This is a genomic window from uncultured Hyphomicrobium sp. (genome assembly GCF_902826555.1).
Classification (GTDB): domain Bacteria; phylum Pseudomonadota; class Alphaproteobacteria; order Rhizobiales; family Hyphomicrobiaceae; genus Hyphomicrobium_C.
In genome coordinates, this window is record NZ_CADEFI010000001.1 from 54,673 (window position 1) to 77,026 (window position 22,354).

The following is a 22,354-nucleotide window of genomic DNA, read 5'->3' on the forward strand; positions in this document are numbered from 1 at the left end:
TGGTCAGTTGCGTGAAGACTGGCCTGGTGCCGAGATCGCAACCCGCGGGGGGTGCGACGAGGGGTTCCGAGAGATGACACGGTATAGCAATCCTCTGCCGCACAATCAGGCCCCGAATACCCAGGGCCGTCCTGCCGCGCCGGCGCAACCGGGCCAGGCACCGCAGTATGAGCAACCCGGCTGGCCGCGGACTGCGGGACGCCCGCCGGCGCCTCACTATGCGGATCCTTCGGGGTATCCCGCCGATCCCCAAGCCGGCAATCATCAGGCAGATCCCTATGCCGCGCTGAGGCCGGACGGCTATGGGTACGGTCAGCAACAGCCGGCCCCGGCGCCGGATCCCTATGGTCTCGCCGGCTATACGGCTCCGCAGCCGCAGCCGAGCTATGGCACGCGCGCTCCCGCGCCTTCACCCGCGCCGGCCTACGGAGCCCAGAGCGACCCGTACGCTGCGCACGCGCCCTCGCCTTATGGCACCGCTCCGCAGACACATGCATACGGCGCGAATGGGGGCGGCTTCGGCACGCCTTCCGCACCGGCGCCGCAATCTGCTTACGGCTCCGGCTACGGGGTCACACCGAATTCCAACGGCCACGGCAGCCCGTCCGCAGACCAATGGGGCAGCCCGTCGCTCGACACGCGCGACTACGGTGGCCACGGCTACCAGAATCCCGCGCAGGGCCAGTGGGGGACGGATCACTACGGCGAGCCGCAGCTCGAGCCCGCGCTCGGTCCGGCCGGCGGCTATCAGAACGGCCAGCATCCGCAGCACGGGTCGTTCGATCAGAGCTATGCCGAGGACGACGCCCATTACGAGGATGAACCCCGGCGCGGCGGCTGGAAGAAGATCGTCGGGCTCGCGGCCTGCACCGTGCTTCTGGGTGGTGGCCTGGTCGTCGCCTACTCGAGCATCATGGGCCCGGGTGACGGGAAGGACGCTCCGCTGGTGAAGAGCGCATCGGGCCCGTCCAAAGTCAAACCGTCGGAGCCCGGCGGCAAACAGTTCGCCCATGCCGACAGCAAGTTGATGGGGCGCCTCTCCGAGGGCGGCACCGACAGCAGCACGGATCCGGCGGGTGTTCGCAAGGTTCCAGTGGTCACGGTCGGGCGTGACGGATCCATCCAGGCGCCGGCTGCGCAGCCTGAAGAGGAAACGCGCGCGGTTGTTGCCGTTCCTGGACTCACGGTGATCGATGGTCTTGGTGGGCCTCCGCCGATGCGCGCTACCGGCGATCAGCATGCGGCGCAATCGCCCCCTGTGAAGATGGTCGCGTCGGCTGATTCCAGCGGTCCGGTCGTGGTCGCTCCGCCCAAGAAATCGTCCGCCGCGAAGCCGACCGAGACGGCGGCTATCGACGAGCAACCCGCTGCCAAGGCCGAGGCGCCGCCGAAGAAAGAGAAAGTCGCTGCGGCGACGCCGGTCGCTGCTCCGGCTGCGACGGGGCCGAAGCCGACCGGCGCCGGTTATGTCGCGGTGCTGGCCTCGGTGCCGGCATCGGGTAGCAGCCGCATCGATGCCTTGAAGCAGTTCGCGGACATGCAGCAGAAGTACACTTCCATCCTGCAGAACAAGACGCCTGACGTGCAGGAGGCCAACCTCGGCGAGAAGGGGACCTACCACCGGCTCCTGGTGGGGCCCCCGGGATCGCGCGATTCCGCGAGCTCGGTCTGCACGCAGCTCAAGGCGCAGGGCTACAGCGGCTGCTGGGTCACGGCGTACTGATCCGCTCGTGTGATGATCGCGATATTCGCCCCATCAAGCTGCGCGGTTCCGAGCGAGTTTTATGCGCTTGGACCGGGCTGCGAGCGCCGGCGAACTTCGGAATCGGGACACTAGATGGCCAATGCCTTCATCAGCGGTGTTGCGGGCGACGTGCTTTCGGCCGCGGAAGCCGCTTTGTTCCGCTCGGCGCGTCCGGCAGGGCTCATCCTTTTCTCTCGCAATTGCATCAGTCACGAGCAGATCAAGCGCCTGATCGGTGATGTTCGGGATGCGGTCGGCGGCGGCGATTTTCTTGTGCTGATCGATCAGGAGGGTGGGCGCGTGCAGAGGCTCAGGCCTCCACTCGGGCGTGCGCTTCCCGCCGCTCAAGCCTATGCAACGCTCTATGCGGCAGATCCCGGGCAAGCGACCGAAGCGGCGTTCCATGCCGCGCGGCTGCTCGCCGACGATCTGCGCGCGCTCGGAATCAACACAGATTGCGCGCCCGTCGTGGACGTACCGGTGCCCGGCGCACACGACGTGATCGGTGACCGCGCCTACGGGCGCGAGCCCGCGCAGGTGGCTGCGCTGGCGCGCGCCGTGGCTGAAGGTTTCATGGCGGGTGGCGTGCTTCCCGTCATCAAGCATATTCCGGGGCATGGCCGTGCGGGTGCGGACAGCCACCTCGAGCTGCCGGTGGTGACGGAATCACACGCCGTGCTTTCGGCGAGCGACTTCGCCGCCTTCAAGCCGCTCCGGGATATGCCGGTCGCCATGACCGCGCACGTGGTGTTCACGGCGCTCGATGAAGCACAGCCCGCCAGCACGTCGCGGCGGGTGACGCAGGACGTCATTCGCGGCGAGATCGGCTTCGACGGTCTGCTCATGAGCGACGATCTCAGCATGAAGGCGCTGACGGGCAGCTTCGCCGACCGGACGCGCGCGGTGCTGGATGCGGGCTCGGATCTGGCGCTGCATTGCAACGGGGTGCTCGCCGAGATGGAAGAGGTGGCGGCGGCATCGCCGGAGCTGTCCGGGGCGGCCCTGCGGCGATTCCACGCGGCCCTGGCGGTCCTGGACCGGCACGAACCTTATGATTCCGTCAAGGCGGAAACACAGCTGGCGCTGGTGCTCGGAAGCGGCAGACGGCATGCTGAATCAGTGTAGTCTGGCGTTCATATGACGTCGGCGCACAGGGACCTTGTGTGCCGCTGACCAGCCGGGACCGATGATCGAGGATACGGGACACGTTGCCGACGGGGAGCCGGGCTGGGAAGCGCCGGACCGCGATCTTGCGCCGGCAGCGTCGGAAGCCCTGATCGTCGACGTGGCCGGCTTCGAGGGGCCGCTCGACCTGTTGCTGGCGCTGGCGCGTACGCACAAGGTGGACATCGCCAAGATCTCCATCCTGAGTCTGGTCGATCAATACCTCGCCTACATCGCCGAGGCGCAGCGGCTCAAGATCGAGATCGCGGCCGACTATCTCGTCATGGCGGCGTGGCTGACGTTCCTCAAGTCACGTCTCATCCTGCCGCGCGAGAAGGAGGCCGGAGACGAGCCGTCGGCCGATGAGATGGCGCAGAAACTGGCGTTCCGGCTCATGCGGCTCGATGCCATGCGGCGCGCCATCGGCGAACTCATGACGCGCAAGCGTCTCGGACGCGACGTTTTCCAGCGCGGCATGCCGGAGCGGATCGAAACCGTGAGCGAGGTTCGCTGGACGGCGGAGATCTACGATCTGCTCAAGGCCTACTCCGAACTCAGGCGGCGCACCGTGAAGGTGACGCACGTGGTCAAGGCGCGTCGCGTGTGGTCCATCAAGCAAGCCCGCTCGAAGCTCGAAAATCTCGTCGGGCAGGCCATCGGAGATTGGGTCGAGCTTGATCAATGCCTGCGGAGCTATCTCGGCGGAGCAGAGGAAGAAAAGACGGTTGTTGCAAGCTCCTTCGGCGCGACGCTCGAGATGGCGCGCGAGGGGGTGATCGAGCTCCGGCAGGATGAGCCGTTCTCGCCCATCTACATGCGGCGGCGCGAGGACGGTGCGGAGTGGCAGCGGCTGGAAGTGGTTGTCAACGGACCTCAGGCGTCGGGCGCGTAAACGCCCCGGAGTTCCGTATCACGGCATATGCGGTCGCGCTGGGGCTCGAGGCTTCCAGCAAGGCGATCTGAAACAGGGATGGCGACATGGTTCCGCCGAAGCTCAGAGTGGTGACACGCGACGGTGTCGAGGATGACGCCCTGCTCGATGCCCCCGAGGCTGAGGAGGCGCGCGAGCTCGCACGCGCGATGTCGGAGGTCGATGCCGCAGACGCCGGGCTGACGCCGTGCGCCGAGGACCGGCTCGAAGATCTGCGTATCGTCGAGGCCTTGCTGTTTGCCTCGCCGACGGCGCTCGACGAGGTTTGGCTCGCGGGGCATCTCCGTCACGGCAGCAACATCGCCGACATCCTGAAGGACATCGGCGAGCTTTATTCGGCGCGCGGCGTGAACCTCGTGCGCATCGCCGGAAAGTGGGTGTTCCGCACGGCCGAGGATCTCGGCTATCTGCTCGAGCGGCATGCGGTCGAGGAGCGGAGGCTTTCTCGCGCGGCTCTCGAAACGCTGTCCATCGTTGCCTATCATCAGCCCGTGACGCGAGCCGAGATCGAGGAGATCCGCGGCGTCACGACGTCGGCCGGTACGCTCGACATCCTGATGGAGGCGGGCTGGATCCGTCCGCGGGGCCGCCGGCGCGCGCCGGGCAAGCCGCTGACCTACGGCACCACCGACAGCTTCCTCGCGCATTTCGGTCTCGACACCGTGAAGGATCTGCCGGGCCTCGCCGACCTCAAGGCGCAGGGTCTTCTCGACGGCCATCTGCCGCCTGGGTTCACGGTGCCGGACCCGTCCATTGCCGCGTCCCTGATGCCGGACGAGCTGCCGCTCGAGGATACGGCCGAGGACGAGCAGGCTACCGATGAGGACGCGGACGAGACCTCGGACGTCGAGGACGACGAGGGCGTTGAGGCTGATTCCGGTCGAGGCTTGCCGGAAGGCGACGACGAGTCTAAGCCAGACTAGGATCGTCAACTTTTGTGCTACCACGGTCCGAACCTTTCGGACGGCGGATGCGCGTGGTGACTTGGTTTTTCGGCAAATCCAGCAGGACTGACGCTGCCGGTGCCCCGGCGCACGGGGGACGCGCGCGGGCGGGTGCGACGTTTGCCGCGAAGCTCACCTTCGATGCGGTCGACAAACTTTACGACGAGCGGCCGGCGGTCTCCGCGTTTTCGCTCGAGATTGCGCCGGGCGAAGTCGTGTGCCTGCTCGGTCCCTCCGGTTGCGGGAAGACGACGCTGCTTCGCCTTGCGGCGGGCATCGAGCGACCCAGCGGCGGGCGGATCCTGATCAACGATCGCGAAGTCGCAGGGCCCGATCGTTTTGTGCAGCCGGAGGATCGCGGCGTCGGCCTGATGTTCCAGGATTTCGCGCTGTTTCCGCATCTCTCCATCATCGAGAATGTGGCCTTCGGCCTCAAAGGACTGCCGCGTGAAGAGGCGCGGCGCGAGGCGTTGCGGATGCTTTCGCGGGTCGGGCTCGAGCGCTATGCGGAGCAGTACCCGCATATCCTGTCGGGAGGCCAGCAGCAGCGCGTGGCGCTGGCACGCGCCATCGTCCCGCGTCCGGCCGTGATGCTGATGGACGAGCCGTTCTCGGGGCTCGACGTGCAGCTTCGCGATGCCATGCAGGAGGAGACGCTGGGCCTCATCCAGGAGACGCGGGCGACCTCCATGATCGTGACGCATCATCCGGAGGAGGCCATGCGGCTCGGTGATCGCATTGCCGTCATGCGGTCCGGCCGGCTGGTGCAGACGGGGCGCGCGGAGGATCTCTACAACCGTCCCGCGGCGCTGTTCGTGGCGCGGCTGTTCTCGGAGATCAACGAGGTCCAGGTTCGCGTTCAAGGCGGGCAGGTGGCGACGCCGATCGGCTCGCTCGCGGCGCCGGGGATCGCGAACGGGTCTCTCGCCACGCTCTGTCTCCGCGAGCGCGGCATCGGTCTTCTGGCCGCCAACGGGAACGGCAAGGACGAGGCCGGGCTCAGGGGGCGCATTCTGTCGGCGAAATTCCTCGGTGACGCGGTGCGCTACGAGGTGGCTGCGGAAGGGTTCGACGCGCCGTTAAATGTGCGCACAGCCGCAGGAGAGCCGCTCGCCAAGGGACGGGAGGTGAGGGTGCGCGTGGATCTCGCCGAGGCGCTCGTCTTCCCCTCGGGTGATGACAAAATACCTTGAATTTCAAATCGGTAATACCTAAGTCGGAGGTCTGCCCGCGCTTGCGGCAGGGGGGCGTTTCTGCGATAGTGCGCCCAAATTGAGTATCTCGCGCGAAGCGCTTCAGGCCGAGAAGGAGGCCTTTTCATGGGGTTGAGTGCGACCCATCTGCTGCTTCTTCTGGTGATCGTGGTGCTGTTGTTCGGGCGGAACAAGATCTCCGACCTGATGGGCGATGTCGCCAAGGGCATCAAGAGCTTCAAGAAGGGGCTCAGCGAGGACGAGACGCCGACCGCCGATCCCAAGGTGATCGACAACACGGTGTCGGCTGCTGAACGCGACAAGTCCAAGGCGGGCTGACGTCAGCGCGCCGTGCGCTTGGCGCTTTTGATTTTTGGACGTTCCGATGTTCGACGTCAGTTGGAGCGAGCTTCTCATCCTCGGCCTCGTCACGCTGATCTTCGTGGGGCCGAAGGAGTTGCCGCGCTTTCTCGGCACGCTCGGGCGCTATGCGGGTGTCATCCGCCGTCAGGCCAACGAGTTCCGCGCCGTGTTCGAGCAGGCCATGCGCGAAGCGGAGATGGAAGAGCTCCAGAAAGAGGTGCGCGCGGTGAGCGAGGGCGTGAAGTCCTCACTCGACGAGGTGACGCGTTCCGTCGAGGGCGTCAAGACGGCCGTCGAGACCGACGTGAAACCCGTGCCCGCGAAGGCGTTGGGGAATGACAGCGCGGATCCCGCTCCCGAGGAGACGGCGGTCGCGGCAGAGAAGCCGGATGACGGCGCTGCCGGAGACGCGGACGGCGAGAAGACGATCCTCAAACCCACACTCAAACCCACCACGGCGGGGCCAGTCTGATGCAGGAAAGCCTGCCGCGCCCCGGACAAGACGACATCGACGCCTCGAAGGCGCCCCTGCTCGATCATCTGATCGAGCTGCGCCAGCGGCTTATCTACGCTGCGATGGCGTTCTTCGTCACTTTCATTCTGTGCTTCACGATTGCGCGGCACATCTACGACATCCTGGTGTGGCCCTACGTGTGGGCGTCCGGCAGCAATCACGTGCGGCTCATCGCGACGCATTTTCTCGAGCAGATCTTCACGCAGCTGAAGCTCGCCATGTTCGGCGCGGCGTTCCTGTCGTTTCCGGTCGTCGCGGTGCAGATCTATAAATTCGTGGCGCCGGGGCTCTACAAAAACGAGCGGCGCGCCTTCCTGCCGTATCTCGTCGCGACGCCGGTGTTCTTCGTGCTCGGGGCGGCGGTGGTGTACTTCGTCGCCATGCCCGTGCTGATCAAGTTCTCGATCGGTCTCGCGGCGTCGGCGAGCGCGGACGGCCCGGCGACCATCGAGCTGATGCCGAAGGTCTCCGAGTATCTGTCGCTGATCATGACGCTGATTTTCGGGTTCGGGCTCTGCTTCCAGCTTCCGGTCGTCCTGACGCTGCTGGCGCGAGCCGGTATCGTGACGTCCAACACGCTGCGCAGCGGACGGCGGTTCGCCATCGTCGGCATCTTTGCCGTGGCTGCGGTGCTGACGCCGCCGGATGCCCTCAGCATGATCATCATGGCGCTGCCGACGGTGCTGCTCTACGAGCTGTCGATATTCGCCGTGGCCTGGGTCGAGAAAAAGCAGGCCGCGGCCGAGGCGGCGCGGGATGCTGAGGCGACCTAAGCAGGGCTTGTCTGGACCAGCGCCGCGGCGCGCCTTATAGGACAGGCAACTTTCAGCTCTCCCGCCGAGGACTTGCCCCCGTGTTTGACATCAAGTGGATCAGAGACAACGCCGAGGCTTTCGACGCCGGTTTGAAGAGCCGCGGGCTCGAGCCGGTGTCGGCCAAGCTCAAGGAGCTGGACGAAGCGCTGCGCGCGACCAAGACGCGCCTGCAGGATGCGCAGACGCGGCGCAATGCGGCCTCGAAGGAGATCGGCAAGGCGAAGGGGGCCAAGGACGAGGCGCTGGCGTCGAAGCTGATGGCGGAGGTGGCCGAGCTCAAAGAGGTCATCCAGGGCGGCGAGGAGGAGGAACGGCAGCACGACAAGGCGCTGACCGATGCGCTGGCCGTGATCCCCAACCTGCCGCGCGAGGATGTGCCGGTCGGTGCGGACGAGAAGGCTAACAAAGAAGTGCGGCGCGTGGGCACGCCGCGCAAATTCGATTTCGCGCCGAAGCAGCATTTCGAGATCGGGGAAGGTCTCGGGTTCATGGACTTCGAGACGGCGGGCAAGGTTTCGGGCGCGCGCTTCGTGTTTCTCAAGGGGGCGATCGCGCGGCTGGAGCGGGCGATCGCGAGCTTCATGCTCGACCTGCACACCGGAACGTTCGGCTATACGGAGATGAACCCGCCGCTGCTGGTGCGTGACGAGGCGGCTTATGGCACCGGCAACCTGCCGAAGTTCGCCGAGGACCTGTTTCAAACCACGAACGGCTATTGGCTCATTCCCACCGCAGAAGTCTCGCTGACGAACGTCGTGCGTGAGAGCATCCTGGACGAAGTGCAGCTGCCGATGCGCATGACGGCGTGGACGCCGTGCTTCCGCTCGGAAGCCGGTGCGGCCGGCCGCGATACGCGCGGCATGATCCGCCAGCACCAGTTCTCCAAGGTCGAGCTGGTGTCGATCACGACGCCGGAAGAGAGCTTGGCCGAGCACGAGCGCATGACGGGCTGCGCGGAGGAGATCCTGAAACGCCTCGCGCTTCCCTACCGCACCATGCTGCTCTGCACGGGCGACATGGGCTTCGCGTCGCAGAAGACCTACGATATCGAGGTATGGCTGCCGGGGCAGGACGCCTATCGCGAGATCTCGTCGTGCTCCGTCTGCGGCGATTTCCAGGCGCGGCGCATGGGCGCGCGGTATCGCCCCAAGGGCGCAAAAGACCTACGTTACGTGCATACCCTGAACGGGTCGGGCCTGGCGGTCGGGCGGACGCTGGTCGCCGTGCTCGAAAACTATCAACAGGCCGACGGATCCGTCATAATTCCGGAGGCCTTGCAGCCCTACATGGGCGGTCTGACGAAGATCGAGAAAGCTGGTTAGCCGAGATGCGGATTCTGGTGACGAACGACGATGGGGCGGGGGCGCACGGGCTCTCCGTGCTGCACCAGATCGCCAAGTCGCTCTCCGACGACGTGTGGATCGTGGCGCCGGAGATGAACCAGAGCGGTGCCTCGCATGCGCTGACGCTGCAAGTGCCGCTGCGCTATCGCGAGATCGGCGAGCGCGCGTTCGCCGTCAGGGGCACTCCGGCCGATTGCGTCATCATGGGCGTCAAGCAGGTGCTCAAGGACAAGGCGCCGGATCTCGTGCTGTCGGGCGTCAACCACGGCTCGAACCTTGCCGAGGACGTGACCTACTCGGGCACCATTGCGGGTGCCATGGAGGGCACGCTGCTCGGCATTCGCTCCATCGCCATGAGCCTCACCATCGGTTTCGATCCCGAAGGCAAGCAGCATTGGAAGACGCCGCTCGAGTACGGGCCGCGCATCGTCGAGCAGCTGCTTGGCTCCGACTGGCCGGCGATGACGCTCATGAACGTCAACTATCCGGATCTGGCGCCGGGTGACGTCAAGGGCATCGTGGCGACGCGTCAGGGGCGCCGGGACCAGGGCGGACTGCATATCCAGGAGCGGGCCGACACGTGGGGCGATCCCTATTTCTGGGTGGGCTTCGAGCGCCGGCGAGCCGACCCGCCGCAGGGTACTGATCTGCGCGCCATAATGGACGGCATGATCTCGGTGACGCCGCTGCATCTCAACCTCACGCACGACGTCACGCGCGAGGCGCTGTCGGGCGTGTTGACGCTCGATGGTACGAAGCGGCTCAAGGACGCGGGCTGACTCTGTCGGCACTGCTTCGGCGTTCTCGAGAGGCGGCCGGTTGTGCGTGCGTGCCGTCTTCCCATGTCATCCTAGGCCTTGTGCCTAGGATCCAGGTTCCGCGAGGCCGGCGTTCGCTCTCTGTCGCGGGTTTATCCGCTTGGCGGCTTGGATCCTTGGGACGAGCCCGAGGATGACACAGAGAGTGATAGCGCCGACGCTGACATGGCCGTCAAGAAGCCGAGATTTCTCCGTCATCGCAGCACAATCGGAGCGTACGTGAGAAGCGTGCGGGATCCGAAACTCTTGGCTGCGGCCGGGCTGCCAACCTTGCGAATCCCACGAGCGAAAAAGGGATTCATGCTCCGTTAAGGTTCTCTTAACTCGTTAAGGGTTACCTCAAGGTGGGTATTCAGGGTGAGTGGCATGTTAAGTTCCTTGCGTAAATGTCCTCTATTTCCCCGCGCCGAGGCCACGAAATTCGCTGTGGTCCTCGTATCATCGGCTGCACTGGCGGGCTGCAGCGCCGACATTTCCAGGTTCGACCTCGGCTATTCGGACGGCGCGCGCGCGCAATCGGAAAACTCATCCAGTGGCACGACGGGGCGCTCGGCTTCGTCCAACTACGGCTCCGCCGGCTACGATCGCCCGGCGTACCGTACGAGCGAGGTGTCGCGCTCGCAGTTGCCGCCCACGCCGCAGGAAGGGATGACCACGGCGGCCATCCATCCGCAGCAAGCCCCGTCCTATGGCGGCGGCGATGCCTACAGCCCGTCGGGTCAGCAGAGCTATACCGGCGCGCAAGGATACAATGCCGCTCCGTCCTATGGCAGCGCTCGGCGCGCGCCGCAGTACGGCGCTTCTCAGGGCGGCTCGTCGCCGTCGTATGACGGCTCGCAATATGGAAACGCTGGCGCGTCCTCGGCGTCCGGCACCGTGCCGCCGATTGCCTCGCGCGGCGGTGCCGCGGGTGGCGAGACCATCCAGGTTCGTCCCGGCGATACACTCTATTCGCTCTCGCGCCAGCATGGCGTTTCGGTCAACGACCTCAAGTCCGCGAACGGCCTTGCCTCGAACAACCTGCAGCCGGGGCAGCAACTGCATCTGCCGTCCGGCTCGCGGCCTCGCTACGCGACGGAGACGGCGCGTCCGCCGCGCGAAAGCCATGACACCGTCGCTCAATCGGCGCCGTCTCATCACAGCGCGGATACGCCGTCCGACTGGAACCGCAGCTATACCGTGCGTCCGGGTGACTCGATGTACAGCATCGCGCGCCAGAACGGCGTGAAGCTGGCCGAACTCGAGCGCCACAACGGCATCGCGGACTCGCGCAAAGTGAAGCCCGGCACGGTGCTGAAGCTTCCGGGCGAGGCGCATCAGCAGGTGGCGGATGCCTCTCCGGTTCCTGCACCGCAGACCTCGGCTCCTGCCGTTACCGCTGCTCCCGAACAGACCCCGGCGCCCGATCGCGGCGTCGTAAGGCTCGGCGAGCAGCCGTCCGCGCAGGCTGCTCCCTCCACGCCGCAGACGCCGACGATGCTAAACGGCACGGGATTGGCCGGACCGGGCGGACCGGAGCGCGTGGCCAAGGCGGAGACGAACTCCGCGAGCGATGCGGTGTCGCCGTCGTCGACGCAAAACTCGACGTCGGTTGCGGGCTTCTCCAAGTTGCGCTGGCCGGTGTCCGGAAAGGTGATCACCGGCTTCGGGCCGCGTCCCGACGGAACGCACAACGACGGCGTCAATCTCGCCGTGCCGATGGGGACCGACGTGCATGCGGCCGAGAACGGCGTTGTGGCTTACGCGGGTGACGAGCTCAAGGGCTACGGCAACCTCGTGCTCGTGCGTCACGACAACGGCTGGGTGACCGCCTACGCGCATGCAGATGAGATCCTGGTGAAGCGCGGCGATCAGATCAAGCGCGGGCAGGTGATTGCCAAGGCCGGGCGCACCGGTCAGGTGGATCAGCCGCAGGTGCATTTCGAGCTGCGCCAGGGCCAGAAGCCGGTCGATCCGTCGCCGTTCATGGAGCGGCTGTAGTCCCGATCAAGTGTGGGCCTGGATGGCCGGGTCTGGCCCGGCCGAGACGTGGCGATATCATTTCGAGTTGCGGTCGGCGGGGCGTGGCGGAAGCTGCGCCCCTTTGTTTTTCGGCTGCGGCGCGCCTACTGCCGACTGTCGCCTTCCAGCGTCTTGCCGAGGCGGCCCGCCAGATCTTGTGTGAATTGCCAGGCGACGCGGCCCGAGCGTCCGCCGCGCGTCATGCTCCATTCGAGCGCCTCGCGGATCAGCTCGTCGCGCGGGATATCGAGCCCGAAATGCGCGGCGTAGCCTTCAACCATGGCGAAGTAGTCATCCTGGCTGCAGTTGTGGAAGCCGAGCCAGAGACCGAAGCGATCCGACAGCGAAACCTTTTCCTCGACCGCCTCCGACGGATTGATGGCGGTCGAGCGCTCGTTATCGACCATGTCGCGCGGCATCAGGTGACGGCGGTTCGAGGTGGCGTAGAAGAGCACGTTGGCAGGGCGGCCCTCGATGCCACCTTCGAGCACGGCCTTGAGCGATTTGTAGCTGGTGTCGTCGTAGTCGAAGGAAAGGTCGTCGCAGAAAACGATGAAGCGGTGCGGGGCGGTGCGCAGTGCGTTGAGGGCGGCAGGCAGCGTGGCGATGTCCTCGCGATGGATCTCCACGAGCTTGAGGCCGTCTGCCCCCTTCTTGGCCGCCTTTGCCAATTCCGCCCCGACCTCGGCGTGGACGGCCTTGACGAGGCTCGATTTGCCCATGCCGCGAGCGCCCCACAGCAACGCGTTGTTGGCGGGCAGGCCTTTGGCAAAGCGGCGCGTGTTGTCGAGGAGCTGGCGGGCCGAGCCGTCGATCCCCTTGAGCAGGGCCCGCGGGACGCGGTTCACCGCCGGGACGGGCTGGAAGCTCAAATCGCTCGCGTGCCAGACGAAGGCGTCCGCCGTGTCGAACCGTGCGGGGGCCGGGGGCGGCGGTGCCAGCCGCTCCAGGGCGGCGGCGATGCGGTCGAGACGGGCAGCAAGGTCGGGGTCGTGGGTCATTGTGTCGGTTTGCCCCTGATTTCAGGCAGATGACTGCCGAATCCTTAGGGATGGCAGGTTCTGAGCCTCTATAACGCGAGCCGGCGCATCCGGGCCAGACCGTGCGGTCGGCAGGGTTTCCGGCCCCTCCGGCGAGGGTTGCAAAGCGGGCTCCGGCCTCTATAGTCGCGGCCGATCTTGGGCGGAGAGGCTTGCGGAGACGGTTCTCCTGCAGGCCCTGCCGCTTTTCGTCCAGACAATCTGACGATCCGACGAGGACCAGTCTCACATGTTCATCACTTCGGCCTATGCCCAGTCCAGCAGCCCGATGGCGGACCCGTTCAGCGGGCTTCTGATCCCCATGCTGCTCATGGTGCTCATCTTTTACTTCCTCGTCATTCGGCCGCAGAACCAGCGCCAGAAGCAGCATCGCGAGATGATCGAGCGGGTACGTCGCGGGGATACGGTGGTCACCTCCGGTGGCTTCATCGGCAAGGTGTCGCGCGTGCCGGAAAACTCGGACGAGATCGATGTCGATCTCTCGGACACGCTCAAGGTCCGCGTCCTCAAAAGCACGCTTCTCGACGTGCGCTCGAAGAGCGAGCCGGTGAAGGACGCAACCGTCACGAAGTAATCCCGTGCGCGGGACGACGTGACCGCAAGCGCGGCACGCGGTGCGCACGAAGAAACGGTCCATGGGAGGGTTCGCTCCGGTATGCTGCATTTCGAGCGTTGGAAGATCATCGCGATCATCAGCACGATCTTCGTCGGCTTTCTCTTCGCGTTGCCGAATTTCGTCTCCAAGGAGACGCTCGCATCCTGGCCCGATTTCCTGCCGAAGCGGCAGATGCCGCTCGGTCTCGATCTGCAGGGTGGCGCGCACCTCCTGCTCGCGCTCGACGAGAAAGAGCTGCGCAAGGACTGGCTCAACAACATCTCCGGGGACGCACGCAAGACGTTGCGCGAGGGCAAGATCGGTTTCTCCGCCATCGGCATCCAGGGCGACGGGGTACAGGTTCGCCTGGTGAAGCCGGAGGACACCGACAAGGCCATTGCCGAGCTCAAGAAGACGGTCGTGCATCCGATCGGAAACGCCATCCTCGGAACGTCGCGCAACGATTCCGAGCTGGAGCGCGGGACCGAGCCGGGTGTGATCCTCATCAAGCCGACGGACTACGGTTTGCAGGAGCGTCTGGGGCACGCGGCTGCGGCGTCGATCGAGACCATCAACCGGCGCGTCAATGCGTTGGGCACGGCGGAATCGACCGTCGTGCAGCAGGGCCGTGACCGCATCCTCGTGCAGTATCCCGGCCTCTCCGACACCAAGCAGCTCAAGGAGCTGATCGGCAAGACGGCGAAGCTCACCTTCCACGACGTGCATCCGACGATCTCCGTCGAGGAGGCCAAGCGCACGCGTCCGCCGGCCGGCTATCGCGTCTATGACGCTTCCGAGGACGACCGCGCGTTCCAGAGCGGCTACGTGCTGCTCGAGAACCCGGTCGTGCAGGGCGACGACCTCGTCGACGCACAGCCTGCTTTCGATCACCGCACGAATGCGCCAATCATCACGTTCCGGTTCAACCAGTCGGGTGCGCGCAAGTTCGGCGACTTCACGAAGACGCACGTCAACAAGCCGTTTGCCATCCTGCTCGACGACAAGGTGATCTCGGCGCCGATCATCAACGAGGCGATCCTCGGCGGCTCGGGGCAGATCTCGGGTAACTTCTCGGTCGAGACGGCCAACAATCTCGCCATCCAGCTCCGCTCTGGCGCGCTGCCGACGAAGCTCACCATCGCGGAGGAGCGCACGGTCGGTCCGTCGCTCGGCGCGGACAGTATCGAGGCGGGCAAGCTCGCCGGTCTGATCGGGCTCGGGGCGACAATTCTTCTCACCATCTACGCGTACGGCACGTTCGGCGTCTATGCGGTGCTCGGCCTTTTCGTGCACGGCATTCTCGTCCTGGCGCTGATGTCGATGATCGGCACGACGCTGACGCTGCCGGGCATCGCCGGCTTCGTGCTCACCATCGCCATGGCGGTCGATGCCAACGTGCTCATCTACGAGCGCATGCGCGAGGAGCTGCGCGGCGGGCGAACGCCCATTGCTGCCATCGAGAACGGCTTCCAGCGCGCGTTCGTCACCATCATCGATAGCCAGCTCACGACGCTCGCGGCAGCGGTCATCATGTTCTGGCTTGGATCGGGCCCCATCCGCGGCTTCGCCGTCACGCTGACGCTCGGCATTCTGACGTCGGTGTTTGCGGCCGTGACCGTGACACGTCTTCTCGTGGCGCTGTGGCTCAAGAATGCGAAGGCCGGTAAAGGCCGCTCGATCGCTGTTCCGATTTAAGGAAGGTTCACCCCATGTTTCTTGTGCCCGACTTCAAGGGACACGACTTCTTCCCGCACGGCACGATGCTGCCGTTCATGAAGTACAAGAACCTGTGCGTCGGCCTCTCCATCGTCATGATGGCGCTGTCGCTCGCCGTGATCATGATCAAGGGGTTCAACTACGGCGTCGATTTCAAGGGCGGCTCGCTGATCGAGGTGCGTGCGAAGTCGGGCTCGGCGGATATCGGCAAGCTGCGCGAGCAGCTCGATGGGCTCGGCCTCGGAGAGGTGCAGATCCAGAGCTTCGGAACGGACGCCGACGTGTTGATCCGCGTCGAGCAACAGCCGGGCGAGGAAGAGGCGCAGCAGGTGGCTGCGAACAAGGTTCTGAGCACGCTCGGGAGCGAGTACGAGCAGCGTCGTATCGAGGTGGTAGGCCCCGCCGTCTCGTCGGAGTTGCGCATCACCGGTCTCATCGCCGTGCTGGCCTCGATTGTCGCCATCGTCATGTACGTCTGGTTTCGCTTCGAGTGGCAGTTCTCGGCCGGCGTGGTGCTCGGGCTCTTTCACGACGTGCTGGTGACGGCCGGCATCTTCTCGCTGTTCCAGCTCGCGTTCGACCTCTCCATCGTGGCGGCGTTGCTCACCATTCTCGGCTACTCGGTCAACGACTCGGTCGTGGTGGCCGACCGCATCCGCGAGAACTTGCGCAAGTACAAGAAGATGCCGCTGACGGAGCTGCTCAATCTCTCGATCAACGAAACGCTGTCGCGCACCATCCTGACCGGCGTGACGACGATCGCCGTGCTGCTGGCGCTGTTCTTTCTCGGTGGGGACGTGATCAAGAACTTCACGTTCGCGATGCTGTTCGGTGTGCTGATCGGCACCTATTCGTCGATCTTCATCTCGGCGCCGGTCATCGACTATCTCGGGATCAAGCGGGACTGGAGCGGAGAAAACGCCAAGGCCGGCACGGCGGGGGCGTCGGCGCGGCCCTAGTTTTTGTTTGTCGTGCTTCTTATCGGAAAACCGCACCACACTTTTCCGGAAGCACTCTAGCGGACTCCGCTCCATGGCTGCACGCGCCCATCTTCCGCGGCAGGTCGCAATCGAGGCCTACGGCAACGGCGGTTTCCGTTTCGGGGGCATGAGCCATCGAGGCTCGATCCTGTCCCTACCCTCGGGGATTTGGGAGTGGCCGGTCGCCTCGATGGAAGGGCTCGACCCGGCGGCTTTTGCCGAGGTGCTCGGCCTTCGCGATACGATTTCGTTGTTTTTTCTCGGCACGGGGCGTTCGCTGATGCCGCCGCCGCGCGATGTCCGTGCCGCGTTCGAGGCGGCGGGGCTATGGCTCGAGTTCATGGATACGGGTGCCGCGGCCAGAACCTACAATGTGCTGCTCGCCGAAGGGCGATCGCTTGGTGCGGCGCTGATCGCGGTCGAGTGAGGGTTTGAGGCATGGGCGGTCTCGAAGGGCTCGACATCGCATGGCCGCCGGCGGAGCCGGTGCTCGAGGCGGCACGGACGCATGACCGGGATCGCTATCTTTCGGCTCTTCTTGCGCCGGTGCCTGCGCGTCACGACCTCGTCGTGCTGGGAGCCTACCTCGGCGAGGTGGCGCGCATTCCGCTCATCGTTCAGGACGCCTCGATCGGCGAAATCCGATTGCAGTGGTGGCGCGATGCGCTGGCCGCCAGCTCCGAAGCCAGCGGGAATCCGGTGGCCGATGCGCTGATCGATCTTCGCCGGCGGCGGTCGCTTGCCTCCGATCTGCTTCTAGCTCCGCTCGAAGGGTTTTCGCGCGCGCTCTACGAGGACGGCATCCGAGATGCGGCCGAGCTTGGCGATTACATCGACGAGACGGAGGGGGCCGCGATCCGTCTGGCGCTGGCCGTGCTCGATCCCGCCAAGACAGGCGACGCGGAGCGGCTGGTCGCTCCAGCAGCCCGTGCGCTGGGCTTGACCCGGCTTGCGCTCACGCTGCCTCAGCAGCTTGCGCATGGCCGCCTGCCTTTGCCGGCCGACACGCTCGGAAAGCCGTGCGATCCGCGTGGCCTGGTGCCTCAGGAGGCGCGCGAAGCGACACGGGAGCTTCTCGCATGGCTCTCCTCCGAGGCCACGGCGGCGCTCGGCGAATTCCGGGCCGGGCAGAGCGGCTTGAAACCCGGGCACTTTGCGGCATTTTTGCCGGTGTGCCTTGTTCAGCCCTATTTGCGGTCCATCGTCGCGACGGGGCGCGATGTTCTAACGGATGTCGCGGATATTTCACCGCTTTCGCGCATTGCGAGGCTGTGGTTCGCTCATTGGCGCGGCCGGATCTAGCCAGACCGGCGGCGCGCTACCGGGATCGACGTCAGGCATGGTGCGGGTTCTCTTCCTCTGGCTTGCGACTGCCGCTCTCGCGGCGGGGACGGCTGTTGCGCAACCGGCAAATGTGACGGAGGAGCTTCCGCCCATCGAGGCCGCTCCGCTCGAGGCCGCTCCGCTCGAGACCGCGCCGCTCGATGCAAATCAACCCGAGGGTTCCGAACCTGATGCGCCCGAGACTGCGGTGCCAGAAGCCGCAGCGCCCGGTGTGACAGCGCCGGCGGAGGCGCCCGACGCGGTGGGGGCCGACGCCGCGCCACCCGTTGCGCCGCCCGTCGTTGCACCGGATGAAGGCGCCCAGCCGCGCACGTCGATCGGCGATGCTCTCGATCCGCTGCTTGCTCCGCCGCCGCGTGAGCCGCATCTGCCGATCCTGGGCGAGCCGGTTCCCACCACGGTCGAAATCGAATGGCGGGTCGAAAATCCGTTCCGCTTTTTTGCCGATCCCAAGGATACGGAAGTGCATCGGGCGACGTATCTGGCGCTCAGTCCCGAGCAGCGGGCTTCCGCGCCCGTGCTTGCCGCCGAGCACGCGTTGGCGCGCCGCCACGAATCCGGATGGGCGGAGACCATGTACCGCAAGACGTGCTGGTCGTCGTCGACGAACCGCTACGTTTGCCCCGACAAGGGCGACTACATCAATCCGAGCCATCACAAGGTGGTGGTGACGCTCAAGGGGATGCCGGAGCCGGACATCGAGTGCCGTTGGATCACGGCGGAGCTGCACAAGGCTGGCGAGAGTGCCGGGCCCGAGAGTGCGGTCATGCGGCCGTGCGGCGAGCCGATGCTGCTGGCGGCGCCCTATCCGTCCGGGCTTTCCGTGCGTGTGGAGGTTGGAGGCATCGCGGTGGCCTCGACCGAGATCAAGGTGCGCGATCTGTTCGTGGTCGGCCTCGGTGACAGCTTCGGCTCCGGCGAGGGCAATCCGGACGTGCCGGTGCGATTCTCGGCCGAGCGCTCGGTCGCGTATGGCAAGGCCGCGAAGTCGGACGATCTCGGCGGCTATCCCGCGCGCATCGGTGCGTGGAAGCAGGTCGGCGATGCGGCATTCATCGAGGGCAACGCGCGCTGGCTCGATCAGGCGTGCCACCGTTCGCTTTATTCGCATCAGCTGCGGGCCGCTCTCGAGCTTGCGGTCGAGGATCCGCATCGGGCTGTGACATATGCGGGTTTTGCCTGCTCTGGCGCCGAGGTCACGTGGGGCCTGTTCCTGCGCTACAAGGGTAACGAGTGGGTGCCCAATCCACCGGACCTTTCGCAGATCTCGGCGGCGGCGGATGCGCAATGCGGCAAGCGCGATGCGCCGGTGGTGGATATGCCCGAGGCCTACCACATGCACGGCGTGATCCCCGAGCTGATGGGCGGGCTCACGCTGTCGAAATGCCCGTACGAGAAAGCGCGCAAGATCGATCTCGTGTTCATGTCGGTCGGCGGCAACGATATCGGCTTCGCGCGTCTTGTAGCCAACGCGGTGCTCTCAGACGAGTCGCTTGTGCGCAGTCTTGGCGGCTGGTTCGGCCAGGTGCACGGCAACAAGGAGAGCCAGGAGCTGTTGACGCGCCTCGACCAGCGCTACAAGGCGATGAACCGCGCCGTGCACGGCATCCTGCACGTGCCGTGGGACGAGAGCGACCGCGTCATCCTCACGTCCTATCCGCCGTTCGCGCTGCTCGACGATGCGGGCAACATGTGCCGCGACGGCTCGGCCGGCATGGAGGTGTTCAACGAGTTCAAGATCACGCAGAAGGCGGCGCTTTCCAGCTCGTGGCTGGCCGACAAGCTGGACCAGGTGATGGAGACGAGTGCGGGCGGATTGGGGTGGAGCTTTGCCAATGCGCACCGCAAGACGTTCGTCGGGCGTGGCGTTTGCGCGGGGCACACGAACGGGCTCGGTCCGCTGGTCGACGATCTCCGCATGCCGCGCCGGAAGGGCGGCGCGTGGCTGCCCTACAATCCCGCGCACTACGAGCCCTATGCGGCGCGGTTGCGCTGGTTCCGCACGCCCAACGACGCCTTCCTCACCGGCAATTTTCATGCGGCGGGATCGGTGATGCAAAAGGTGCTGAAGCTCGACAGCTTCTCCTGGTTCCAGGTGCTGCTTGCGGCGACCTACGGCGGCGCGTTTCATCCCACCGCCGAGGGGCAGGCGGCGATGGCGGACGCCGTCGCGGCGCGGGCGCGGGACGTGCTTCTCCGGCATGGGCAGCAGTCGGCGGCGGCATCTGCGGCCGCTTCATCGGGCGAGACACCGTAGGCTCTCGGCGCCGTTCGCGCGTTGCGACGCCGAAGCCGGAATAAAGAGGCTGGCTATTCTGCGGCTTCGGAGCCGAACTGGAGTTCGGAGAGACGGGCGTAAAGGCCGCTCTTCTTGGTCAACTCCGTATGCGTGCCGCTCTCGACGATGCGGCCCTTGTCGAGCACCAGGATGCGGTTGGCATTCTGCACGGTGGAGAGACGGTGCGCGACGACGATGGTCGTGCGGCCTTTGGTGAGGCTTTCGAGGGCGCGCTGGACGGCGATCTCGTTCTCGGTGTCGAGGGCGCTGGTCGCCTCGTCGAGGAGCAGGATCGGCGCGTTCTTCAGGATTGCGCGCGCGATGGCGATGCGCTGGCGCTGGCCGCCCGAGAGCGAGACGCCGCGCTCGCCGAGACGGGTCGCGTAACCTTCGGGAAGCGCGCGGATGAAGCTGTCCGCCTGGGCGGCGACGGCGGCGTGCATGACCTCGGCTTCGGTTGCGTTGGGTGTGCCGTAGCGGATATTCTCGGCCACGGTGTCGGCAAACAGTGCCACTTCCTGCGGCACCACCGCCGTGATGGATCGCAGGTCGTCGAGTGCGAAGGTGGCGATGTCGACGCCGTCGATCAGCACTTTGCCGCTCGTCGGATCGTAGAACCGCAGGATCAGGTTGAGGACGGTCGACTTGCCGGCTCCTGAGGGACCGACCAGGGCCACGCGCTCGCCGGGGGCGATGTGGAACGAGACATCGTCGAGGGCCGCGGCGCCGGGGCGGTTCGCGTAGCCGAAGCGGACGGCGCGGAACTCTATCTCGCCTTTGACGGGCACCGGCAGCGGCACCGGATTTTCGGGGGACTTGATCTCGGGCTCGATGGTAAGGAATTCGGTGATGCGTTCGGCGGCGCCCGCAGCCTGCGTGGTCTCGCCCCACACTTCGGAGAGCTCGCCCAAGGCGCCGGCGGCGAACAGCGCGTAGATGACGAATTGGCTCAATCGCCCGCCGGTGATCTCGCCGCTGATGACGGCGGATGAGCCGTACCAGAGCACGCCGACGATGCTCGTCACGACGAGCAGGATGACGAGGCCGGTCAGGCCGGCGCGCGCGATGAGGCGGTTCTTGGCGGCGGTGAAGGCTCGCTCGACTGCAACCTGGAAGCGGCGGGCGACCGCATCCTCGTGGCTGAACGCCTGCATGGTGCGGACGGCCGCCAGATTCTCGGCTGCGTAGGCCGAGGCTTCGGCGAGCGTGTCCTGGGCCTGGCGCGACAGGCGGCGCACGACGCGTCCGTAGCCGATCAGCGGCAACACGATGATAGGAATGGCGATGAGCACGAGAAGCGACAGGCTGGGGCTGGTGAAGATCATCAGCGTGAGCGCGCCCACCAGCATGATGGCGTTGCGGAGCGCCTGCGAGATCGCCGATCCGGCAACGGCCTTGATCTGCGTGGTGTCGGCGGTAAGGCGGCTCATCACCTCGCCGGAATGGGTGCGCTCGTAGAAGTCGGGGCCGAGGCGGGCGAGGTGGGCGAAGACGTCGGAGCGCAGGTCCGCAACCACGCGCTCGCCGATCCAGTTGACGAGATAGAAGCGGGCGGCGCTTGCGACCGCGAGCACGAAGCCGATGACGATCAGCATGGCGAAATACTGGTCCATCATGCTGCCGTCGTGATGGCCGAAGCCATTGTCGATCATGCGCCGCACGGCCATGGGGACGGTCAGCATGGCAAGCGCCGAGACGACGAGCGCTACGGCTGCTCCGGCAAGGGCGGCCGGATGGCGCATAAGATAGGGCTTCAAGGCGAGGAGCGGGCGCAAGGACGGGCGAGCGGGCGAGGGCTCGTCGGGCGAGGGTGAGCCGGTCTGGCCGGCGACAGTCAGGATGCGCGGGGTTTCCTTCGAGCTCACTTCCTAGTCTTTCGCGTTAGGCGTTCCCTGGACTGCGTTTTTTCGCGTCTCTCTCGTACTTTATCGTGGCGGACCATGCGCGACATGGGCGGGCGTCGTCAACGTCCACGGGCAGCGTAGCGCGGAATGCCGCGCTTTGGGCAGTGTAAACGGCTTGTCTTGGCGGGCGATCCGGTCGCAAACCCCTTGTGGCACCTCGTCTTTTCGGTGCTTGTGCCGGCCGGGCATCTCGACTATAGAAGCGCATCCAGAAATTCGGGGTCGTGCCGTCCGGCATTCCGCCGCTTTTGGTGCGTTGCGCAACTTTTGCGCGGCTCAGCACCATCGGCCCCATTTTGACAGCGAACGCGAGCACGCCGATGAAGAAAGATCCCGATCTGCATCCCGACTATCACCAGATCACGGTCAAGATGACCGATGGTACGCAGTTCGTCACGTATTCCACCTACGGGAAGGAAGGCGACGAGCTTCACCTCGATATCGATCCCACTTCGCATCCGGCGTGGACCGGCGGCGATCAGCGCCTGATGGACCGCGGTGGCCGTCTGTCGCGCTTCAAGAAGAAGTTCGAAGGCTTCCTCAAGGAGTAGTCGTCGACTTTACGGCTATTCGTATTTTCAAGGCCCCGCATGTGTGCGGGGCCTTTTTGTTTTGTCGGCAGACTGGCCACGACATGACAAAGGCCCGGCGGCGTATATGCCCCGGG

General features: G+C 65.7%; 20 protein-coding genes. 18 read left to right on the top strand and 2 right to left on the bottom strand.

The genetic code is table 11. The annotated features are described in order from the left end of the window. The first annotated feature begins 73 nt into the window (after positions 1–73). The 11 genes from QZV93_RS00245 to QZV93_RS00295 all read left to right on the top strand — a co-directional run bounded on the left by QZV93_RS00245 (position 74) and on the right by QZV93_RS00295 (position 11,809). Positions 74–1,723, top strand: coding sequence for an SPOR domain-containing protein (locus tag QZV93_RS00245; RefSeq protein WP_295554978.1), 1,650 nt, complete (start codon positions 74–76; stop codon positions 1,721–1,723). A 114-nt stretch (positions 1,724–1,837) separates the two neighbouring features. Then, positions 1,838–2,869, top strand: a complete 1,032-nt coding sequence (nagZ, locus tag QZV93_RS00250; RefSeq protein ID WP_295554980.1) for a beta-N-acetylhexosaminidase — start codon at positions 1,838–1,840, stop codon at positions 2,867–2,869. A gap of 61 nt (positions 2,870–2,930) precedes the next feature. Continuing rightward, positions 2,931–3,800, top strand: a complete 870-nt coding sequence (locus QZV93_RS00255; protein ID WP_295554982.1) for a ScpA family protein — start codon at positions 2,931–2,933, stop codon at positions 3,798–3,800. An 86-nt stretch (positions 3,801–3,886) separates the two neighbouring features. Next, positions 3,887–4,762: an SMC-Scp complex subunit ScpB gene (gene scpB, locus QZV93_RS00260; RefSeq protein WP_295554984.1), complete on the top strand. Its 876-nt coding sequence runs from the start codon at positions 3,887–3,889 to the stop codon at positions 4,760–4,762. A 56-nt stretch (positions 4,763–4,818) separates the two neighbouring features. Continuing rightward, complete coding sequence (locus QZV93_RS00265; RefSeq protein WP_295554985.1) at positions 4,819–5,976, top strand: ABC transporter ATP-binding protein; 1,158 nt, start codon at positions 4,819–4,821, stop codon at positions 5,974–5,976. A gap of 126 nt (positions 5,977–6,102) precedes the next feature. Next, on the top strand, positions 6,103–6,315 hold the full coding sequence (locus QZV93_RS00270; RefSeq protein WP_295554986.1) for a twin-arginine translocase TatA/TatE family subunit: 213 nt from the start codon (positions 6,103–6,105) through the stop codon (positions 6,313–6,315). A 46-nt stretch (positions 6,316–6,361) separates the two neighbouring features. Then, positions 6,362–6,811, top strand: a complete 450-nt coding sequence (gene tatB / locus QZV93_RS00275; RefSeq protein ID WP_295554988.1) for a Sec-independent protein translocase protein TatB — start codon at positions 6,362–6,364, stop codon at positions 6,809–6,811. Next, positions 6,811–7,626 (top strand): twin-arginine translocase subunit TatC, encoded by an 816-nt coding sequence (gene tatC / locus QZV93_RS00280; RefSeq protein WP_295554989.1) that lies wholly within the window; start codon positions 6,811–6,813, stop codon positions 7,624–7,626. The genes tatB and tatC overlap by 1 nt, the downstream gene beginning before the upstream one ends. A gap of 80 nt (positions 7,627–7,706) precedes the next feature. Further along, on the top strand, positions 7,707–8,990 hold the full coding sequence (serS, locus tag QZV93_RS00285; RefSeq protein WP_295554990.1) for a serine--tRNA ligase: 1,284 nt from the start codon (positions 7,707–7,709) through the stop codon (positions 8,988–8,990). A gap of 5 nt (positions 8,991–8,995) precedes the next feature. Then, a complete protein-coding gene (surE, locus tag QZV93_RS00290) occupies positions 8,996–9,790 on the top strand; it encodes a 5'/3'-nucleotidase SurE (RefSeq protein WP_295554992.1) in 795 nt (264 codons plus the stop codon). Between the two features lie 465 nt (positions 9,791–10,255). After that, positions 10,256–11,809, top strand: a complete 1,554-nt coding sequence (locus QZV93_RS00295; RefSeq protein WP_295554994.1) for a peptidoglycan DD-metalloendopeptidase family protein — start codon at positions 10,256–10,258, stop codon at positions 11,807–11,809. Positions 11,810–11,934: 125 nt separating this feature from the next. Here QZV93_RS00295 and QZV93_RS00300 read toward each other — a convergent pair whose 3' ends face one another. After that, positions 11,935–12,831: an ATP-binding protein gene (locus QZV93_RS00300; RefSeq protein WP_295554996.1), complete on the bottom strand. Its 897-nt coding sequence runs from the start codon at positions 12,829–12,831 to the stop codon at positions 11,935–11,937. Positions 12,832–13,099: 268 nt separating this feature from the next. On the opposite strand from QZV93_RS00300, the gene yajC reads away from it, so the two are divergent. The 6 genes from yajC (at position 13,100) to QZV93_RS00330 (ending at position 19,762) form a co-directional block, all read left to right on the top strand. Further along, positions 13,100–13,444 carry a preprotein translocase subunit YajC gene (gene yajC / locus QZV93_RS00305; protein WP_295554997.1) on the top strand — a complete coding sequence of 115 codons (345 nt, stop codon included), beginning with the start codon at positions 13,100–13,102 and terminating at the stop codon, positions 13,442–13,444. Positions 13,445–13,525: 81 nt separating this feature from the next. Next, a complete protein-coding gene (gene secD / locus QZV93_RS00310) occupies positions 13,526–15,160 on the top strand; it encodes a protein translocase subunit SecD (RefSeq protein WP_295554998.1) in 1,635 nt (544 codons plus the stop codon). 14 nt (positions 15,161–15,174) lie between these two features. Then, positions 15,175–16,140, top strand: coding sequence for a protein translocase subunit SecF (gene secF, locus QZV93_RS00315; protein WP_295554999.1), 966 nt, complete (start codon positions 15,175–15,177; stop codon positions 16,138–16,140). A 73-nt stretch (positions 16,141–16,213) separates the two neighbouring features. Continuing rightward, the gene (locus QZV93_RS00320) at positions 16,214–16,588 is read left to right on the top strand and encodes an MTH938/NDUFAF3 family protein (protein ID WP_295555000.1); all 375 of its coding nucleotides are present in this window, start codon (positions 16,214–16,216) and stop codon (positions 16,586–16,588) included. Positions 16,589–16,599: 11 nt separating this feature from the next. Then, positions 16,600–17,463 carry a squalene/phytoene synthase family protein gene (locus tag QZV93_RS00325; protein ID WP_295555001.1) on the top strand — a complete coding sequence of 288 codons (864 nt, stop codon included), beginning with the start codon at positions 16,600–16,602 and terminating at the stop codon, positions 17,461–17,463. Positions 17,464–17,500: 37 nt separating this feature from the next. Beyond that, positions 17,501–19,762: a hypothetical protein gene (locus QZV93_RS00330; protein WP_295555003.1), complete on the top strand. Its 2,262-nt coding sequence runs from the start codon at positions 17,501–17,503 to the stop codon at positions 19,760–19,762. 53 nt (positions 19,763–19,815) lie between these two features. On the opposite strand, the gene QZV93_RS00335 is transcribed toward QZV93_RS00330, so the two are convergent. After that, positions 19,816–21,648, bottom strand: coding sequence for an ABC transporter transmembrane domain-containing protein (locus QZV93_RS00335; RefSeq protein WP_363156290.1), 1,833 nt, complete (start codon positions 21,646–21,648; stop codon positions 19,816–19,818). A gap of 359 nt (positions 21,649–22,007) precedes the next feature. Here QZV93_RS00335 and rpmE point away from each other — a divergent pair, with 359 nt between their 5' ends. Further along, the gene (rpmE, locus tag QZV93_RS00340; protein WP_295555005.1) at positions 22,008–22,238 is read left to right on the top strand and encodes a 50S ribosomal protein L31; all 231 of its coding nucleotides are present in this window, start codon (positions 22,008–22,010) and stop codon (positions 22,236–22,238) included. The last annotated feature ends 116 nt before the right edge of the window (positions 22,239–22,354 follow it).

What these genes read in the sequence shown, in the direction of transcription:
- tatB (WP_295554988.1), top strand. Translation starts at nt 6,362, where the DNA reads ATGTTCGACGTCAGTTGGAGCGAGCTTCTCATCCTCGGCCTCGTCACG.
- QZV93_RS00300 (WP_295554996.1), bottom strand. Translation starts at nt 12,831, where the DNA reads ATGACCCACGACCCCGACCTTGCTGCCCGTCTCGACCGCATCGCCGCC.
- QZV93_RS00270 (WP_295554986.1), top strand. Translation starts at nt 6,103, where the DNA reads ATGGGGTTGAGTGCGACCCATCTGCTGCTTCTTCTGGTGATCGTGGTG.
- surE (WP_295554992.1), top strand. Translation starts at nt 8,996, where the DNA reads ATGCGGATTCTGGTGACGAACGACGATGGGGCGGGGGCGCACGGGCTC.
- QZV93_RS00320 (WP_295555000.1), top strand. Translation starts at nt 16,214, where the DNA reads ATGGCTGCACGCGCCCATCTTCCGCGGCAGGTCGCAATCGAGGCCTAC.
- tatC (WP_295554989.1), top strand. Translation starts at nt 6,811, where the DNA reads ATGCAGGAAAGCCTGCCGCGCCCCGGACAAGACGACATCGACGCCTCG.
- QZV93_RS00330 (WP_295555003.1), top strand. Translation starts at nt 17,501, where the DNA reads ATGGTGCGGGTTCTCTTCCTCTGGCTTGCGACTGCCGCTCTCGCGGCG.
- QZV93_RS00255 (WP_295554982.1), top strand. Translation starts at nt 2,931, where the DNA reads ATGATCGAGGATACGGGACACGTTGCCGACGGGGAGCCGGGCTGGGAA.
- secD (WP_295554998.1), top strand. Translation starts at nt 13,526, where the DNA reads ATGCTGCATTTCGAGCGTTGGAAGATCATCGCGATCATCAGCACGATC.
- rpmE (WP_295555005.1), top strand. Translation starts at nt 22,008, where the DNA reads ATGAAGAAAGATCCCGATCTGCATCCCGACTATCACCAGATCACGGTC.
- scpB (WP_295554984.1), top strand. Translation starts at nt 3,887, where the DNA reads ATGGTTCCGCCGAAGCTCAGAGTGGTGACACGCGACGGTGTCGAGGAT.
- secF (WP_295554999.1), top strand. Translation starts at nt 15,175, where the DNA reads ATGTTTCTTGTGCCCGACTTCAAGGGACACGACTTCTTCCCGCACGGC.
- nagZ (WP_295554980.1), top strand. Translation starts at nt 1,838, where the DNA reads ATGGCCAATGCCTTCATCAGCGGTGTTGCGGGCGACGTGCTTTCGGCC.
- yajC (WP_295554997.1), top strand. Translation starts at nt 13,100, where the DNA reads ATGTTCATCACTTCGGCCTATGCCCAGTCCAGCAGCCCGATGGCGGAC.
- QZV93_RS00245 (WP_295554978.1), top strand. Translation starts at nt 74, where the DNA reads ATGACACGGTATAGCAATCCTCTGCCGCACAATCAGGCCCCGAATACC.
- QZV93_RS00325 (WP_295555001.1), top strand. Translation starts at nt 16,600, where the DNA reads ATGGGCGGTCTCGAAGGGCTCGACATCGCATGGCCGCCGGCGGAGCCG.